The sequence below is a fragment of the Rhizobium leguminosarum genome (assembly GCF_019798305.1).
GTDB classification, from domain to species: domain Bacteria; phylum Pseudomonadota; class Alphaproteobacteria; order Rhizobiales; family Rhizobiaceae; genus Rhizobium; species Rhizobium leguminosarum_U.
The window spans coordinates 39,298-55,837 of sequence record NZ_JAAXDD010000006.1; the positions used below are offsets into that span (position 1 = coordinate 39,298).

Sequence of the window (16,540 nt, forward strand, 5' to 3'; positions counted from 1 at the left end):
CCTCATCAAAAAATGCCTACCGACAGCCCCTCGCTCGCCTCGTCCTAACAGTAGTAGACGCCCACCGCGCAGCGCCGGACCGTGCGCCGTGCCACTCCGGCGACGCTGACTGGCGTCAGTGGTCGGCCGATCCGGGCTTCGGCCGGGGTTACTATGCCGTCCGGCACAGGTATTGAAAATTTCTCGGCGACCTCAAGCCCGGAAATGCCAACGACCGCGGCAATCAGGAGCACTCTCACGCGTCTGAACAGGATCATTGTTTCGCTCCTTTTGCGAGGTGATCGGGAAGCTCGTCGGTGTCCTTGAGCTTCGACAGCTCGACCTTCTTGGCGTCCGTCGTATTTTTGAACGTGTAGTCCGCTGCCACGACGTCGGCGCCCGTCTTCCAGTCGCTGATCTGGATGCTGTACTGCGGCCCCTGGTCGACCTGGTTCGCGGTGATCACGTAGCGGCAGGGATAGGGATGGTCGCCCTGGGCGATCCAGATTTGCCAGTCCACCTCCTTGGTGCGAAAGGCCAGGTGATCGCATTCGACGCCGCCGATGACCCCGCTGCCGAGATCCTTCACGTCGCTCACGCCGTCCATCAACGTGCCGTAGACGTCGGGCATCAGGAGGTCTGCACCGGGAACGGGCCGATGCAGCTTGTCCCGCATTTCGTCCACCAGGTGATCGATCGTGCCTGGCACCTCGGCTTGCGCATAGAGATTGGCGTCCTTGCCGAACATGGTCGCCGTCTTGCCATCGAATGTCATCTCGACATTGGCAAACCCGCCATGCCGGGTGACGCGGAGCTTGTCGGGTCGGCCCATCTCCATCTTGCCGGAGCTTGCAAGCAGGATCTTCTGATGGTCCTGGGTTACGACCTCGAGATTGGTGTCGTAGTCGAATGAGATCGCCTTCTGAGAGGCGAGATAGTCGGACATCGCCTTCACCAGCTTCTTGGCATCGGTTTCGTCGGCACGCGTTGCCGACAAGGACCCGGACACAAACATGGCGAGCGCCCCGGCCGCGAGTACGATCGCGAACTGACGCTGAGATCTTCCTGATGGTCTGGTCATCGATGCATGCCCTCCCGAGTGGATCTTTGCAATCCGACGAACTCTACAGTCGGGCGACGGCAAACGCCCGTAACATCTGGTAGCATCTGTGCCGAAACGGCTCGGTGCACGGCCCTCTCGCGGCGCTACCGCGGCACAAGCACGGGCGATCCTTGAGGCCGCCAGAGCATAGAGGCCTCCACCTCGTCGGACGCGGGAAGGCCAGCCTTTCTGATATCCGCGATCAGTCTTGCCCTGTCGGCGGGTCGGAAGTTTCTCGCCTTGAGTTCGGCCACCACGTTGGGAATGAAATCCGGCTGCATCGCGTCGAAACTGGAAGCCTCGCGGCGGGCGTCGTCCATCATCCCCGCATTCACGTAAATGACCGCGGCGACGGCATGGAAGAGCGGAAACTTCTGTAGATTCGCCTGCTTGATCTCGATGACCGCAGTCTCGTCGTCATGGAGCATGTAGGCGGCGAGCGCGCGGGTGCCATGGTAATACCCGCCGCCGCCGGGGTTGAGGGCAAGAGCGCGGTCGAGCAGTTCGGCACCACGTTGCCATTCCCCACTCATCGCGACACGCGTACCAAACTCTCCGAGCAGTTCGGTATCGTTTGGATTGGTCGCCAATGCCTGTTCGCCGACGTGGAGGGCTTCGGAAACCTCCTGATGGAAGAACAACGCCGTCATCAGCGCCTGATGGGCGCGGGTGTTGTCCGGATCCAGTTGCACGGCGCGACGGGCCGCCTGCAGGCTGCGATCAATCGGAGCCGACCCGTTGGTGCTCGGATTGAACCGGAACCGGTCCTCGTCGAGATAGATGATGGAAAGCATCGCCCATGCGGTGGCAAAGGATGGATAGCGGGCGACGGCGCTTTCGAGGCACTGCCGGACGTCCAAGTGCCGTGTGGCACTCAATTCCGCACGGTATCCATAGAAGCTCAGCGTGCAGGCGTAGGCGCCAAGATCGTCAGGGGGCGGATTGGAGACGTCAGCCTGAGCCATGATGCCGTAGGGCTGGGCCACTGCGCTCGCCACCTTGTTTGCGACATCAGACTGAATGCCGAACAGATCGCCACTCTTGATGTCGTCGTCGTAGGTCTGCGACCACAGGATTTCGTCATTGTCGGTATCAAGCAGGCGCGCAGTCACGCGAATGCGGTCACCCGAAACACGAACGCCGCCCGCAAGGAGGAAGCGGGCGCCCAGCTCGCCACGGACCTGGGACGCCTCGACGCCGGAGGGCAAAGACTTCGATGTCTCACGACCAAAAACCCTGATTTCCTTGAAGCGAGGAAGGGCGGTCAGAAGCTCCTCGGTCAGCCCCGCCGTATAAAGGGCAGCCTGCGGCCCGTCTCCGAGATTGGCGAACGGGGCGATGACGAGCGTCGGACCATCCTCGACGGATCCCTGCGATGTAGAGCCCAACCTTATGGGTAGCAAGTAGGCAGAAACGGCCAGCGCCACCATGACCACACCGAGCATGCTGCCAGCTCCAAGACCGAACGGCATCAATTTCTGAAATCGCTGACTCAGTGTCGCAAGCCGGTCGTCAGAAGACGCCGGGACCTCTTCATTCCAGACGAAAGATGGCGCGTAACCGCCTTTGGGGATGTCGATCCTGATCGGATCATTTTGTCCGGCGACCAAATAGTAGCGCTCCAGCGTGCGGCGCAGCCGACCAGCCTCTATACGGACTACGGGATCGTCCTGCTTGAACCCTTCGCGCCGCTTGAACACTTCGATGGCAATCGAGTAGCCCTTGATGCGCTCGGCGCGCCCCGCAAGCGCCTCCTCCGTGACATAGGTAAGGAAGGCGGCGCTTCGGCCCACCTTCGGAAATTCATGACTGCAAAGGATATGTTCGAGTTGCGCGCGAATCTCGTCCTGGTCCGGTGGAGCACGCGACAAACCCGGCGCTGCATCGCGCGCCGGTGGCGATTGATTCTGCATGGCCTTCTCCTCACCCGCTCTTGAGGCCGCGTATGCACGAAGTGGCTTTATTTCCCCAACGGACCGGAACCTACACTAGAAATTGAATGTCGTCCACAGATGTAGGACCGTCGGGTGTAAATCACCCACGTCGAACCGATCTATCCAGGTAGATATTGTCTAGTACTGCCCCGATCGCCCGCACCATGTGTCCGCGCCGCCCCGCGCCATACTGGTATGTTACAGTTACATACTTGCGCTTTTACAGTGCCTGGCGACGATCGCGGTCGCAGGCAACCCTGGTTGGATGGGGCGGAGGTGCTGCCGAAGGGGATTCGACAACTCATCGAACAATAGGAGTACGGCAAATGTTGACGAAGCGAGATCTACTTCGCTCCGCCGCGGCGATCGCCGCCGGCGCCGCGATTGCAAGGCCAAGCCGGCTGATGGCGCAGGGCTACCCCGGCATCATCGAGGCCAAGGACATCGCCGAGGAAGGCTTCATCTACGGCCTGCCGCTGGTGATGAACTATGCGGTCATGAACGAGTTCGCCGTTGACAGGAATTCCGGACAGTTCAAGGCGCCGTTCAACGAGATCAACAACATGCATCAGGTCGCCAGCCCGGCGGACACGGCAATCATCACGCCGAACAGCGACACGCCCTACTCGATCCTCTGGCTGGACTTACGTGCTGAGCCGATGGTGATCTCCGTGCCGGCGGTGGAGAAGAAGCGTTATTATTCGGTGCAATTGATTGACGGCAACACCTACAACTTTGGCTATATAGGCAGCCGCGCTACGGGCAACGACCCCGGCTCCTATCTCGTTGTCGGTCCCGACTGGAAGGGCGAGAAGCCCGACGGCATCAAGCAGGTCTTCACCTCGAGCACCCCGTTCGTATTCGCCAACTTCCGGACCCAGCTTATCGACGCCGACGATATGGCGAACGTGGAAAAGGTGCAGGCCGGCTACAAGGCGCAACCGCTTTCCGCCTTCCTCAAGCAACCCGCCCCGCCCACCGCACCGGCGATCGAGTTCCTTCCCGCCACCACCGCCGGCATCAAGAAAAACTTCTTCGAATATCTCGACGTGGCTCTGCGGTTCGTTCCGGAGACGTCAAGAGACAAGGACATCCGTGCGAAGCTTGCAAGGATCGGCATCGGTCCCGGCAAGACCTTCGAGTTCAAGGATCTGCCGCTCGAGCATAAGGCCGAGTTGCTGGTCGGCATGAAGCAGGGCGACGACAAGATCGACAAGTGGCTGGCCAGCGGAAACAAGCCCATCAACGGCTGGAACGTCAGCTCGCTTCTTGGCGACGAGGCCTTCTTCAACGGCGATTGGTTGATGCGCTCAGGCGCCGCCAAGGCGGGCCTCTATGGCAACGATGCGGCAGAGGCTATGTATCCTTTCACCAGAACGGATGCGGCGGGGGAACCGCTCGACGGCAGCAAGCACAAGTACACGATCACCTTCCCGCCAGGCCAGTTGCCGCCAGTGCATTCGTTCTGGTCCGTGACCATGTACGACGGCAAGAGCCAGTTCCTGGTCAAGAACCCGATCAATCGCTACCTCATCAACTCTCCAATGTTGCCGGGCATGAAGAAGAACGAGGACGGCTCGCTCACCCTCTATATCCAGAAAGACAGCCCCGGAGCGGACAAGGAAGCCAACTGGCTTCCGGCCCCGGACGGCACGATCTATCTGGTGATGCGCTTGTACTGGCCGAAGACCGAAGCGCCTTCCATACTGCCGGCCGGCCAAGGGACGTGGCAGCCGCCCGGTATCAATGTTGCGCAATACTAATCCAGACCATGAATTATCTCGACCAGGCTGACGCGTGGCGTCGGATGTCGATGAGGAGAAAATAATGATACGCACGACAACGCTGGTTTGCGCCACCGCTGCGGTTATGCTGATGGGCGTAACCGCTGCTTCCGCCGATACGGCGCCGAAGATGAAAATGGCGACGCCGATACCGGATTCGATCATCACGCCAGAGAGTTTAGACACCAGACTTGGCAAGCTGAGGTTTTTCGATGGCTTCCCGGACGACGCCACGTCGGAGAAGATCTACGACAATCTCGATTTCATGCGCGGCGTCGACGCTTTTCTCAACGCCATGCCCGGTGCATCCGTCGAAGCGATACGGGTTGGACTGGCAAGCCAGGGCGCCGACAACAACCAAACGATCCTGATCTTCGAAAACCTGATGGACTCGCATTCGTTGTACCTGACGGGCAACACTGAAAGCATCTACAATCTCATGTGGCTGGACACCAAGGCCGGCCCGCTGGTCATCGAGACACCACCCAACATCCTGGGCATGATAGACAACCACTGGTTCGAATATGTCGGTGATGTCGGCAATGCAGGTCCGGACAAGGGCAAGGGTGGAAAATACCTCCTCTTGCCCCCAGGCTACGAGGGCGAGGTCCCCGAAGGCTATTTCGTATTGCGGACTTCGACCTACGGAAACCTCTTCTTCTGGCGCGGCTTCCTCGAAAACGGCAGCACCGCAACCGCGGTCGAAAACACCAGGAAATTCGCCAAGGTCTATCCTCTTTCGGAAGCCGGCAAGCCGCCGCCGATGAAGATCATCAATACCTCTGGCAAGGAGTACAACACCATTCATGCCAATGACTTTCATTTCTACGAGGAAGTGAACGACATTGTCCAATACGAGCCGAACGAGGCCTATCACCCGGAAGTGCTAGGACAACTCGCTGCCATCGGCATCGAAAAGGGCAAGCCCTTTGAACCCGACGAGCGAATGAAGAAGATCCTTACCGAAGCCGTGGCCGTCGGCAACGCGACGGCGCGCACCATCACCTTCAAGACCCGCATGAAGGATGCCTATTATTATCCGGGCAGTGCCTGGTTCACCGGCTTTGTCGGCGGCAGCTACGAGTTTCTTCTGCAGCCCGGCGTTCGCTATCTGGATGCCCGTGTTCTGTTTCATTACTACGCGACCGGCATCACGCCGGCCATGGCGATAAAGCGCGTCGGCATCGGCTCGCAATATGCCGGCGCCACGACCGATAAGGACGGTAAGCCGTTCGACGGCAGCAAGACCTATAAGATTCACCTGCCGCCAAACATTCCGGCAAAGGATTTCTGGTCATTCGTCGCGTATGACAATCAGACGCGTTCGATGCTGCAGACGGACCAGCAATTCCCTAGCATCGGCAGCGACAAGAAAGACATTGTGATCAACGCGGACTCCTCGGTCGATGTCTGGTTCGGTCCGACGGCGCCGGAAGGCCATGAGGCCAACTGGGTCCAGACGGTGCCCGGCAAAGGCTGGAACGTTCTTCTCCGCCTCTATGCCCCACTGGAGTCATGGTTCGACAAGAGTTGGAAGCCGGGCGAATTCGAACTGGTGCAATAGTTGAGCAGATCGAGCGGATGGTTCTCCATCCGCTCGATCTTCAGAAAATAGGCATAATGCAGATTCGGATCCATAACGGTCAGTCGGGCATCACGGCCGACCGGCCTTGGATGGTTGCCCTGCGCGTTCGGACTGCTGCACGGACTGGGCTCCGCAGGGGCGTTTTCGGCGCTGGCACTTCCAGCCGGAGGCATTCCACTCGCCCTGCTGTTCTTCAATGTCGGCGTCGAGGTCGGCCAGTTGATGTTCATTACCGTGGCAATCGGCCTGATCGCAGTTGTGAGGTTGGCGAAATATCCGGCTTGGCTTGGTCGTCATGCCTTCACGACGGCGACCTACGCGATCGGAGCGGTGGCGGCCTTCTGGTTCGTGGAGCGCGTAGCGGCGTTCTAGCAGGTGCGTCGGCCACGGGGCCGTTGGTTACAGTAACATACGCTCCGATACGAGAGATTTGTATCATCATGCCCTGGGATCGACTGCTGTCAGACGATCCACGCGAATGGATGAAACCGGATGGCAAACGGTGTTGGTTTCGTAAAGAGCGGCTTCAAGGACCGCGCTGATGCGATCGAGGAGCTCGCTTTGCGCAGCGAGGGGTTTCGCGACCTTTGCGACGACTTCGAGATCGCGAACAACGAGGAAGTGAGATGGCAACAGTCAACCGCTCCAGAGCGCGACGAGCGCCTCGCCGAATATAGGGAGCTAATCGACAGCATGCGGACCGAGATCGAGCAGTCCCTCGATAGAGCCGCAGTCGTCCCATTCAAACCGCGACGACGATAACCGCCGCCAAGCATTCGACGTAAATTCACCACTTCAGATCAATCGCTTCAGGAGGGACAATGATGATGAACAGACTTGGTATCTTCGCAGGCGCGGCGCTCGCCGGCTTCCTCGCGCTCACCACGGTCGGGCGCGCCGACACCATGAGCTACGCCGATGCGGTCACGACTCTTGCCAAGGAGTGTGGGCCGGACATCAAGAAGCTCTGCAACGGCGAGAACCTCGGGAACGGCCGCATACAGGCCTGCCTCGAGAAGAATGCGTCGAAGGTCTCCCCGACCTGCACGGCGACCCTTGGCAGCGTCATGTCATCGATCGCCCAGCGCCAGGAGGCGCAGGCGTCGGCGTTCAAGGTCTGCCAGCATGACATCTCCCAATACTGCAACAGCGTGAAGGGCGACGGGAACATCCTCTCCTGCCTCGTCGAGACGAAGCGGGTGGACAACAAGGCTTGCAACCAGGCAATCACCGACGCTGGATGGCGGTGAACCATGATCGGAAAAAGGAAGAACAAGATGATCGTTCACGGCCATCGCATTTCGCTGGCACTCGGCCTGCTAATGGCTCCGTGCATCGCCTCGGCCCAGCAGCTCGACAACACGCAGATCATGACCACTCTCGGACAGGTCAAGGCGGCGGCTCCCGCCGTCGACGTCGCTCTGCTTGTGGAGGAAGCCAACGCCAATGTCGGGAAGGGCGTCGCCACCCTGCCCAACTGGAACAAGTTGTCAGAGCTCTCGCAGTTGATCGTCGAGATCGACTTCGAAAACAACTCGACTGCCATCGAGCCAAAATCCTACCGCACTGTTGGGCTCATCGCCGACGCCCTGCACCATCCGGACCTGTTCCGGTACAAGTTCCTGATCGTCGGACACTCGAGCGCAACGGGAACCGCCAAGCACAATCTCGAACTCAGCCAGAAACGCGCCGACGCGATCAACGAAGCGCTGTCGACCACCTTTGCGGTTTCGCCGGATCGCCTTTTTTCAGTCGGAGCCGGCGAGGAATGGCCGATCGATCCGGGTCACCCGGAGTCGGCAGATAACCGACGTGTTCAACTGATCAATCTGGGACTGTTGAAATAACGCCACTCAGTGGAAAAACGGGAGGAAGCATATGCTTAGAATCTCCGATATGTGCTTGATCGCAATCGCAGCAGGTCTTCTATCGTCAACGCCGGTTCTCGCGCAGGACGCCATCTCGGCGCCCGCTCAGAAGACCATCGGCGCGCCTAAGTCAAAAATGGTGCCGTCGCTCGCCGTCCTCAACTCCGGAGGGGCGAGGCTCGAGAACGGCAAACTGACGATGAGCGGCATCTCGGCCGTGTCTATCGTGTTTGCCGACCGCCCGGTGCGCTCCGCCGGTCATGTGCTGACCTCCGAGTTCATCAAGCAGTGGGGCGAGGGGGCAGATAGCTTTGCCAAGGATCCTCCGAACGCGACGATATCGGTCCTGAGCGGCAAGGGCGACACAGTCGCTGATGCGGTCGTCGTCTTGAAGACACCGAAGCTCGAGGGAACAAATCTCATCTTCGAGGTGGCTGTGCTCGAAGGTGATCTCGCCGGAGCCGACGGCCCCGCATCGCTGTTCATCGACTGGTTTGCGGCCCGCGGTCCTTACGGGGGCGTCGCCGTCGGGGGCGCTGGTTTTCGCGCCCCCGTCTGGCGCGGCGGATGGTACGCACATCCGGGCGCCTATTACGGAGCGGGCGTTGTTGCGGGGGCGGCAATCGGTGCCGCAGTCGCCGAGGATCGCCGCTATTATCCGCCTCCGGCTTGCGGATATTACCCGTATCCACCCTGCTACTAGCGCCAGGGTATAGCAACAACATGCCAGTGCTGGTTTCGGCGCGTTGGAAGGTTGACGGCCCTTCCAGCGGGCGTTGCAAGACCGAGGACGTCGCAATTGGACCATCTATCGAATCCTGATCCAGTTCTGGAAATACTCGTCGGCACTGTGTTTCTGGTTGTGGTCATCTTCGTACACGGCGCTGGTATCCGGAGCATCAGCCTTCAATTCAGCAAGTCATGGGCAGGCGTCACGAAGGCCACGCCGCACTGGCGTCTGAACTTGATGCTGGCCGCGACGATCGCCGCGCTGGCGATTCTGCATTTCGCAGAAACGCTGATCTGGGCGATGCCTCTCTATGTCAGGGCCATCATCCCCTCGATGCGTGACAGCTACTACTACGTGCTTGAGTGCTATACGACGCTGGGCGAGGGAACCGTCACCCTCCCGGATCGCTGGCGTCTGCTCGGCCCGATCATTGGCATGTCGGGCCTCTTCACCTTCGGTTGGACGGGTAGCGTCCTCGTCAGCGTCATGACCGACTTCGGCAAGTTCGACCGCCTGCGGGCGAGGCAGGAGCGTGTGATAGAGGCAAAAGCGGAGCATCAGGATGCTCGCCCTCTCGATCACGACGTCGCGAGATTTCCAGAAGGCGGGTAAATCTGCCGGGCCGCGTCTTCCCAGACCTGTATACGGGCAAGATTATGGCAGCGCTTGACCGGCATAAGCCGTAGATCCGAAGCGCTCAACAACGATATGCCGGACATCAGCGGATAAGCCTTCGCTCCAGAAAACTCTGCATGTCGCGACGTCCGTCTACCACGCAGTAGACGACGACGTCCGTGCCCAGGATGCGATAGATCATGCGCCACGGCTTATGGTGCAGTTCCCGATATTCCGAAATTCCGATCCCCGCCAACTCCTTCGGAATATTTCCGCGGGCGGGGAATTCTTCAAGCTCGGCACATGCGCTCTCGATGTCCGTCAGGATGCGCTCTGCCGTCTCGGCGCCGTCACGGCTAGCGATGAAGCGATAGAGATCCTCGATGTCGCGTTCCGCATCCTCGGCGAAAAGAACACGATATGGCATCAGGATTGGCTGTCCGCCAGACGTTTGCGGATACGCGCGAAGGATTCTGCAGCGGGGCGCAGTTTGCCCTCCTCGACTTGCCGGTTGGTGAGCGCCAGCACTTTCAGGAGCGCCAATGTCTCCTGGGTTTCTTCGTATTGGCCGACGTCCTGAAGGATGGCTTTCGCCTCGCCGTGAAGCGTAATGACGACCGGCTGCGGGTTATCCTTCAATGTCCGGATGATCTCCGGCGCGTGCGCCTTGAGATAGCTGATCGGCTTCACCTGTTCTGACAGCTTCATGCGGTTACTCCCTTTCGACCAGAATATAGACCATCAAGTGGTCGATTGAAAGAAGCCTTCGGTGGCGTCGGGCACGTTTCCGGCATCCGATTTTCCATCTTAGGTGCGGCCGCTTTTTTTCACTCAGCGTGTTCGAAAGAGAATGTCATTTCTTATAATGAAGTTTGTCTACTGATTTTATAGACTAGACTTTGCAACCAAGGATCGGATCGTGGTGCCATGACCTACCTCCTCAGTCTTCTCGACAAAAGCCCGATCGAACAGGGTCTCACCGCGGCGGACGCGCTGCGGGCGACGGTCAAGATTGCCGCCCGGGCCGAGGAACTCGGTTATCACCGTTTCTGGGTCGCTGAGCATCATAACATGTCCAATCTGGCGAGCTCCGCGCCGGAGGCACTGATCGCCTATCTTCTCGCCAGGACCTCGAGGATCCGCATCGGCTCCGGCGGCGTCATGCTGCAGCACTACAGTGCGTATAAGGTTGCCGAGACCTTCAATCTTCTGGCATCGCTTGCGCCCGGTCGCGTCGATCTCGGTGTCGGCAAGGCGCCGGGCGGCTTTCCGCTCTCGACGCGCGCCCTGCAGCTTGCCGTCGATCCGGCCAGGAAGCCCGATTTCGCGAGCCAACTTTCCGATCTCAACACATATCTCGCTGCCGACCCGAATTACGAGGGGGCGCAGGCAACGCCTTTCCCGCCGACTGCTCCCGAACGTTTCCTGCTCGGCGCCAGCGTCGAAAGCGCCGAGCTCGCTGCCGAGAAGGGTTGGGAACTCGTTTTCGCCGGTCACCTGAACGGCGATCCTGACAATTTGCGCAGAACCTTCGAGGCCTATGAGCGGGCATCCGGCGGCAAGCGCCCGATCCTGGCGCTCGCAGCCTTCGCCGCCGAAAGCGAGGACTATGCCCGCGAGCGCGTCGGCAAGCTGCGCATCGTCAAGGTGTTCCTGCCGAACGGCCAGACCGTTAATGTCGGCAGCGAGGAGCAGGCGGCCGAATTTGCCCGCCAGGCCGGCGTCACCGATTACCGCATCGAGGAAAAGGTGCCGAGCGTGCTGCATGGCACGGCGGAGCAGATCCGCAAGGAGCTGGACGAACTTCACCGCCGCTACGGGGTCAAGGAGTTCGTGCTCGACACGCCGGCGCTTTCGGCCGCCGAGCGCCTGGCCTCCATCGAGCTGCTCGCCAAAGAGCGGCTTTCCCTCGTCGCCTGACCGTTTCCAAAAAGGATTGATCCCATGGCTCAAACACACGTCACGTTCGGCATCATGCTGCAGGGTCCCGGCGGTCACATGAATGCCTGGAAGCATCCAAGCGGACCGGCCGATGCCAGCGTCAATTTCGATTTCTTCGTCAAGACGGCGCGCAAGGCGGAGGCGGCCGGCATCGCTTTTGCCTTCGTTGCCGACGGGCTCTACATCAACGAGCAGTCCATTCCGCATTTCCTCAACCGGTTCGAGCCGATCGCCATTCTCTCGGCGCTCGCCGTCTCGACCTCGAAAATCGGCCTCGTCGGCACGGTTTCGACCTCCTACAGCGATCCCTTCACCATCGCCCGCCAGTTCGCCTCGATCGATCTCATCAGCGGCGGCCGGGCAGGGTGGAATGCGGTGACCTCGCCGCTCGAGGGTTCCGGGCGCAATTACAGCCGTGAACATCCCGAACACGAACTGCGCTACGAGATCGCCGAGGACTATATCGATGCGATCAAGGGCCTGTGGGATTCCTGGGACGACGACGCCTTCGTCCGCAACCGTGAGACCGGCGTCTTTGTCGACAAGACGAAGATGCATCGCCTCAACCACAAGGGCCGTTTCTTCCGCGTCGAGGGGCCGCTCAATATCGGCCGTTCCAAGCAGGGCCAACCCGTCGTTTTCCAGGCGGGCGCCTCGGACTCGGGCATCAGGCTTGCCGGCAAGCATGCCGACGCGGTCTTCACCAATGGCGGGCCATTCGAGGAGGCGCAGGCCTTCTACCGCCAGCTCAAGGACAGCGTAATTGCCCATGGCCGCAGTGCCGCGGAAGTCGGAATCTATCCTGGTATCGGACCGATCGTCGGAGCGACGCAGGAAGAGGCGGACGCCAAGTATCAGGCGATCCGCAACCTCGTCACCATCGAGGAGGCGCTGCTCTATCTCGGCCGCTTCTTCGATCATCATGATTTCAGCGTCTATCCGCTCGACGCGCCGTTCCCCGAGCTCGGCGATATCGGCAGGAACAATTTCCGCGCCACCACCGACCGCATCAAGAAGACGGCGCGGGAGAAGGACCTGACGCTCCGCCAGGTCGCGCTTGATTCCGCAACGCCGCGCACCGCCTTCATCGGCACGGCGGAACACATCGCCGACGAGATCATCCGTTGGGTGGATCATGGCGCCGCCGACGGCTTCATCCTCGGTTTCCCTGTCATCGCCGAGGGCTTCGACGACTTCTCCAGATACGTTCTGCCGATCCTCACGGAACGCGGCTATTTCGATCCGGTCCTGAAGGGCGAGACGCTGCGCGACCATCTCGGCCTGCCCTTCCGCGAAAGCCGCTATGCGGCTGGCGCGGACCAGGTCGAGCGCGGAAAGGCTGTCGGCGCCTGAGGCGCTGACGAACCGCAATGAACATCATCGCTCAGAACTCGCACAGCAACGATCCGGTCGAGAAAGGTATCGCCGCCTATCTCGACGAGATCATCGCGCTTCGCCACGACCTGCACCAATATCCGGAGCTCGCGTTTCAGGAGCTCAGAACCAGCAAGCTTGTGGCATCCCACCTTTCCTCCTGGGGCTATGAGGTGGCGACGGGCATTGCCGGAACCGGCATCGTCGCCACCCTCAAGCGCGGCGATGGCAAAAAGCGGATCGGCATCCGCGCCGACATGGACGCGCTGCCGATCGAGGAGGCGACCGGCCTTGCCTATGCCAGCAGCAATCCTGGTGTCATGCATGCCTGCGGCCATGACGGACATACGTCGATCCTGCTCGCCGCCGCCCGTTATCTCGCCGAAAGCGGCAATTTCAGCGGCACGCTGCGGCTGATCTTCCAGCCCGCCGAGGAAATCGGCGCCGGCGCCCGCAAGATGATCTCGGAAGGCCTGTTCGAACGTTTTCCTGTCGACGCGGTCTTCGGGCTCCACAACTGGCCGGGTGTTCCCGCGGGTCAATTCGGCTTCGTTAGCGGCCCCGCCATGGCTTCGGTCGATCAGGCGGTAATCAAGATCATCGGCAAGGGCGGCCACGGCGCCGAGCCGCACCGCGCCGTCGATCCGGTGCTTGCCTCGGCCTCCTTCATCACCGCCTTGCAGAGCGTCGTTTCCCGCAATGTCGACCCGCAGGACATGGCGGTCGCCACCGTCGGCTCGATCCATGCCGGCTCCGCCTCGAACGTCATCCCTGAGAGCGTCGAGATGAAGCTCACCATGCGGGCCTTCAGTGAAACGGTCCGCCAGCTGTTGCGAGAGCGCATTCCCGCCCTTGCCCGCGCCCAGGCCGAGAGCTTCGGCGCCGAGGCGGACGTGAACTACCGCCTCGGCTTTCCGGCGCTGGTCAATCACGCAGCCGAGACGGCCTTTGCCCGCGATGTCGCCTATGACGCACTCGGCCCGGCGGCGATCGAGAAGGGTTTCCGGCCGAGAACGGCGAGCGAGGATTTTGCCTTCATGCTGCAGGCAAATCCCGGCAGCTACCTCTTCGTCGGGAATGGTGACAGTTCTCCTCTCCACAGCGCCCACTACAATTTCAACGACGCGATCATTGCGCCCGCCGCCCGCTACTGGGTCCGGCTCGCCGAAACCTTCCTCACTGATGACAACGGGTGATGAACGATATGAGCGATACGTTTCTCTATACCAGCCCTCTCGACCCGCGCGCCAAGCCGCTGATCGATGAATTGATCCACGAATATGACAGCCGCTACGGCAACTATTTCAATGCCGAAGGGGCCGCAGCCGAGCTCAACCGCTATCCTCCCGAAGCCTTTGCGCCGCCTGACGGCAATTTTCTCCTGTTGATCCGTGGTGGCGAAACCATCGGCGGCGGGGCTTTCAAGAACTATGACGAACGCACGGCCGAGTTCAAACGCATCTGGACGCGCTCCGATCTGCGCCGTCAGGGCCTTGCCCGCCAGGTGCTGGTGGAATTGGAGGCCCAGGCCGCCCGCCAAGGTTATTTCCGCATCTACCTGACGACCGGCTTTCGCCAGCCCGAAGCCGTCGGCCTCTATCTGAACTACGGCTACACCGCTCTCTTCGACACCTCCGTTGATCCCGAGATCTACAAGAGCCTGCCCTTCGAGAAGGACATCACCCATCTCGCTGAGCCTGCTCACGAAGATGCCGAACCGCGCCTGCGGGTGGCCGGCGCAAATTTCTGAAAACGGCAAAGACCGACAATCATAAAAGGGAAGCACAATGGCGCTGACAACGGATTTCGCCGGCATCGACCCCGGCAGCAGGACGGCAGGATCGAAGGATTACTCCCGTTACCGCATCGTGCCGGCGCGTCATCCGGGCCGCCTGGCAGGCACGATCTTTGCCGCCGTCGTCATCATCGCCGTGCTCTATTCCATCTTCACCAATCCGCGCTGGGGCTGGGGCGTCTTTGCTGAATGGTTCTTTGCCGAACCAGTGCTCGTCGGTCTCGGCAGGACGCTGCTTTTGACCGTGCTTGCCGCCATATCCGGATCCATCCTCGGAACCGCTCTGGCGCTCGCCCGCGTTTCCAGGTCGCCGCTGCTCTCAGGTCTTTCCTGGGGCTATATCTGGTTGCTGCGCTCGATCCCGGTCATCGTGCTGCTGCTGATCTTGAACAATCTCGGCTACCTCTACGAGACGATCAAGATTGGCATTCCGTTCACCGATACCGTTTTCCTCGACTATCCGACAGTGCAATTGCTGACGCCCTTTGCCGCCGCCTTCCTCGGCCTCACGCTCAACCAGTCTGCCTTCTTCGCCGAGATCGTGCGCGGCGGTATTCTCTCGGTGGATCATGGTCAGCTGGAGGCGGCCGCCGCACTCGGTCTGCCGCGCCGCCGCCAGGCCTTCCGCATCGTGCTGCCGCAGGCCATGCGCTCGATCCTGCCGACCGGCTTTAACGAACTCATCGGACTGGCGAAGAGCACCTCCATGGTCTACGTGCTGGCGCTGCCGGAGCTCTTCTATACGGTCCAGGTGATCTACCGCCGCAATCTCGAAGTCATTCCGTTGCTGATGGTCGCGACCGTCTGGTACCTGATCATCATGACGGTGCTGTCGATCGCTCAGCGCTATATCGAACGCTATTTTTCCAAAGGCGCCGTGCGCAACCCGACGCCGTTGCCCTTCCAGGCATTTTTCGAGCGTTTACGCCGTCCGCTGCCTGTCCTCGAGACGGCGACCGACACCGTGCGCAAGATCGGCTTCCAGGATGCGGCGACGCTGCGGGCCGCTGGCGGCGCGGTGCGCATCCACGGCATTTCCAAAAGCTTCGGTTCGCTGAAAGTGCTCGATGACGTCGAGCTCAGCCTTCCCTCCGGCAGCGTGACCGCCATCCTCGGCCCGTCCGGTTCCGGCAAGTCGACGCTGTTGCGCGCCATCAACCATCTGGAGCGTGTCGATGAGGGCTTCATCTCGGTCGACGGCGATTTCGTCGGTTACAACAGGAAGGGCGACACACTCTATGAGCTCAAGGAGAAGGATATCCTCAAACGCCGCGCCGATATCGGCATGGTCTTTCAGAGCTTCAATCTCTTCCCGCATCTGACCGTGCTCGAAAACCTCATCGAAGCACCGATCCAGGTTCGCGGCATTGGCCGCGAGGACGCCGTGCAACTGGCGCAGGAGCTGCTGGCACGCATCGGTCTCAGCGACAAGATCAACGCCTATCCGCGCCAGCTTTCCGGCGGCCAGCAGCAGCGTGTGGCGATCGCCCGCGCACTGGCGCTCCGCCCGACGGTGCTGCTCTTCGACGAGCCGACCTCGGCGCTCGATCCGGAGCTCGTCGGCGAAGTACTCGACGTCATCAAGGAACTTGCCCGCACCGGCACGACGCTCGTCATCGTCACACATGAGGTCGGTTTTGCCCGCGAAGTCGCCGACACGGTCGTCTTCATGGACAGCGGCCGCATTCTGGAGGCTGGCCCGCCGGCCCGCATCTTCACACAAGCGGAACATCCCCGCACGCGGGAATTCCTCGCCAAGGTTCTCTAGCGCGAAACAGCGCTGGTGAAATGCCGGGCCGCGACGGGCTGCTCCGGCCGAATAACAATAACCAC

The 16,540-nt window shown here is 60.7% G+C and carries 17 protein-coding genes and 1 pseudogene; 13 read left to right on the forward strand and 5 right to left on the reverse strand.

Annotated features, from left to right (window positions below; all coding sequences use genetic code 11):
- Positions 1–44 precede the first annotated feature (44 nt).
- The 3 genes from HFO99_RS11995 to HFO99_RS12005 form a co-directional block, all read right to left on the reverse strand.
- Positions 45–257, reverse strand: coding sequence for a hypothetical protein (locus HFO99_RS11995; RefSeq protein ID WP_222361400.1), 213 nt, complete (start codon positions 255–257; stop codon positions 45–47).
- Positions 254–994: a DUF2092 domain-containing protein gene (locus HFO99_RS12000; RefSeq protein ID WP_261323137.1), complete on the reverse strand. Its 741-nt coding sequence runs from the start codon at positions 992–994 to the stop codon at positions 254–256. Before HFO99_RS12000 ends, HFO99_RS11995 begins: the two co-directional genes overlap by 4 nt.
- Before the next feature lie 191 nt (positions 995–1,185).
- Positions 1,186–2,994, reverse strand: a complete 1,809-nt coding sequence (locus HFO99_RS12005) for an adenylate cyclase (RefSeq protein ID WP_222361404.1) — start codon at positions 2,992–2,994, stop codon at positions 1,186–1,188.
- A gap of 347 nt (positions 2,995–3,341) precedes the next feature.
- Between HFO99_RS12005 and HFO99_RS12010 the strand changes: the two genes are divergently transcribed.
- The 8 genes and pseudogenes from HFO99_RS12010 (at position 3,342) to HFO99_RS12045 (ending at position 9,594) form a co-directional block, all read left to right on the forward strand.
- Positions 3,342–4,778 carry a DUF1254 domain-containing protein gene (locus HFO99_RS12010; protein ID WP_222361406.1) on the forward strand — a complete coding sequence of 479 codons (1,437 nt, stop codon included), beginning with the start codon at positions 3,342–3,344 and terminating at the stop codon, positions 4,776–4,778.
- A 64-nt stretch (positions 4,779–4,842) separates the two neighbouring features.
- Positions 4,843–6,363, forward strand: a complete 1,521-nt coding sequence (locus tag HFO99_RS12015; RefSeq protein WP_222361408.1) for a DUF1254 domain-containing protein — start codon at positions 4,843–4,845, stop codon at positions 6,361–6,363.
- 62 nt (positions 6,364–6,425) lie between these two features.
- A pseudogene (locus HFO99_RS12020) lies at positions 6,426–6,756 on the forward strand (HupE/UreJ family protein); the annotation flags it as partial.
- 120 nt (positions 6,757–6,876) lie between these two features.
- Positions 6,877–7,146 carry a hypothetical protein gene (locus tag HFO99_RS12025; protein WP_222334557.1) on the forward strand — a complete coding sequence of 90 codons (270 nt, stop codon included), beginning with the start codon at positions 6,877–6,879 and terminating at the stop codon, positions 7,144–7,146.
- Between the two features lie 59 nt (positions 7,147–7,205).
- On the forward strand, positions 7,206–7,634 hold the full coding sequence (locus tag HFO99_RS12030) for a cysteine rich repeat-containing protein (RefSeq protein ID WP_222361410.1): 429 nt from the start codon (positions 7,206–7,208) through the stop codon (positions 7,632–7,634).
- Positions 7,635–7,661: 27 nt separating this feature from the next.
- Positions 7,662–8,231 (forward strand): OmpA family protein, encoded by a 570-nt coding sequence (locus tag HFO99_RS12035; protein ID WP_222361722.1) that lies wholly within the window; start codon positions 7,662–7,664, stop codon positions 8,229–8,231.
- 31 nt (positions 8,232–8,262) lie between these two features.
- Positions 8,263–8,955: a hypothetical protein gene (locus HFO99_RS12040; protein WP_222334559.1), complete on the forward strand. Its 693-nt coding sequence runs from the start codon at positions 8,263–8,265 to the stop codon at positions 8,953–8,955.
- A gap of 96 nt (positions 8,956–9,051) precedes the next feature.
- Positions 9,052–9,594, forward strand: coding sequence for a potassium channel family protein (locus HFO99_RS12045; protein ID WP_222361412.1), 543 nt, complete (start codon positions 9,052–9,054; stop codon positions 9,592–9,594).
- A gap of 106 nt (positions 9,595–9,700) precedes the next feature.
- On the opposite strand, the gene HFO99_RS12050 is transcribed toward HFO99_RS12045, so the two are convergent.
- Both HFO99_RS12050 and HFO99_RS12055 read right to left on the reverse strand, forming a co-directional pair.
- Positions 9,701–10,024 (reverse strand): type II toxin-antitoxin system RelE/ParE family toxin, encoded by a 324-nt coding sequence (locus HFO99_RS12050; RefSeq protein WP_222361414.1) that lies wholly within the window; start codon positions 10,022–10,024, stop codon positions 9,701–9,703.
- On the reverse strand, positions 10,024–10,305 hold the full coding sequence (locus tag HFO99_RS12055; protein ID WP_003591561.1) for a type II toxin-antitoxin system Phd/YefM family antitoxin: 282 nt from the start codon (positions 10,303–10,305) through the stop codon (positions 10,024–10,026). Before HFO99_RS12055 ends, HFO99_RS12050 begins: the two co-directional genes overlap by 1 nt.
- 219 nt (positions 10,306–10,524) lie before the next feature.
- On the opposite strand from HFO99_RS12055, the gene HFO99_RS12060 reads away from it, so the two are divergent.
- The 5 genes from HFO99_RS12060 to HFO99_RS33795 are packed head-to-tail and all read left to right on the forward strand — an operon-like array spanning position 10,525 to position 16,475.
- The gene (locus tag HFO99_RS12060; protein ID WP_128407504.1) at positions 10,525–11,517 is read left to right on the forward strand and encodes an LLM class flavin-dependent oxidoreductase; all 993 of its coding nucleotides are present in this window, start codon (positions 10,525–10,527) and stop codon (positions 11,515–11,517) included.
- A gap of 24 nt (positions 11,518–11,541) precedes the next feature.
- A complete protein-coding gene (locus tag HFO99_RS12065; protein WP_222361416.1) occupies positions 11,542–12,891 on the forward strand; it encodes an LLM class flavin-dependent oxidoreductase in 1,350 nt (449 codons plus the stop codon).
- 17 nt (positions 12,892–12,908) lie between these two features.
- Positions 12,909–14,108 (forward strand): M20 aminoacylase family protein, encoded by a 1,200-nt coding sequence (locus HFO99_RS12070; RefSeq protein WP_222361418.1) that lies wholly within the window; start codon positions 12,909–12,911, stop codon positions 14,106–14,108.
- The gene (locus tag HFO99_RS12075) at positions 14,105–14,662 is read left to right on the forward strand and encodes a GNAT family N-acetyltransferase (RefSeq protein ID WP_222361420.1); all 558 of its coding nucleotides are present in this window, start codon (positions 14,105–14,107) and stop codon (positions 14,660–14,662) included. Before HFO99_RS12070 ends, HFO99_RS12075 begins: the two co-directional genes overlap by 4 nt.
- 37 nt (positions 14,663–14,699) lie before the next feature.
- Complete coding sequence (locus HFO99_RS33795; RefSeq protein WP_222361422.1) at positions 14,700–16,475, forward strand: amino acid ABC transporter permease/ATP-binding protein; 1,776 nt, start codon at positions 14,700–14,702, stop codon at positions 16,473–16,475.
- Positions 16,476–16,540 lie beyond the last annotated feature (65 nt).

Coding starts and splice junctions, on each gene's coding strand:
- HFO99_RS11995 (WP_222361400.1), bottom strand. CDS start 257: ATGATCCTGTTCAGACGCGTGAGAGTGCTCCTGATTGCCGCGGTCGTT.
- HFO99_RS12000 (WP_261323137.1), bottom strand. CDS start 994: ATGTTTGTGTCCGGGTCCTTGTCGGCAACGCGTGCCGACGAAACCGAT.
- HFO99_RS12005 (WP_222361404.1), bottom strand. CDS start 2,994: ATGCAGAATCAATCGCCACCGGCGCGCGATGCAGCGCCGGGTTTGTCG.
- HFO99_RS12010 (WP_222361406.1), top strand. CDS start 3,342: ATGTTGACGAAGCGAGATCTACTTCGCTCCGCCGCGGCGATCGCCGCC.
- HFO99_RS12015 (WP_222361408.1), top strand. CDS start 4,843: ATGATACGCACGACAACGCTGGTTTGCGCCACCGCTGCGGTTATGCTG.
- HFO99_RS12025 (WP_222334557.1), top strand. CDS start 6,877: ATGGCAAACGGTGTTGGTTTCGTAAAGAGCGGCTTCAAGGACCGCGCT.
- HFO99_RS12030 (WP_222361410.1), top strand. CDS start 7,206: ATGATGATGAACAGACTTGGTATCTTCGCAGGCGCGGCGCTCGCCGGC.
- HFO99_RS12035 (WP_222361722.1), top strand. CDS start 7,662: ATGATCGTTCACGGCCATCGCATTTCGCTGGCACTCGGCCTGCTAATG.
- HFO99_RS12040 (WP_222334559.1), top strand. CDS start 8,263: ATGCTTAGAATCTCCGATATGTGCTTGATCGCAATCGCAGCAGGTCTT.
- HFO99_RS12050 (WP_222361414.1), bottom strand. CDS start 10,024: ATGCCATATCGTGTTCTTTTCGCCGAGGATGCGGAACGCGACATCGAG.
- HFO99_RS12055 (WP_003591561.1), bottom strand. CDS start 10,305: ATGAAGCTGTCAGAACAGGTGAAGCCGATCAGCTATCTCAAGGCGCAC.
- HFO99_RS12060 (WP_128407504.1), top strand. CDS start 10,525: ATGACCTACCTCCTCAGTCTTCTCGACAAAAGCCCGATCGAACAGGGT.
- HFO99_RS12065 (WP_222361416.1), top strand. CDS start 11,542: ATGGCTCAAACACACGTCACGTTCGGCATCATGCTGCAGGGTCCCGGC.
- HFO99_RS12070 (WP_222361418.1), top strand. CDS start 12,909: ATGAACATCATCGCTCAGAACTCGCACAGCAACGATCCGGTCGAGAAA.
- HFO99_RS33795 (WP_222361422.1), top strand. CDS start 14,700: ATGGCGCTGACAACGGATTTCGCCGGCATCGACCCCGGCAGCAGGACG.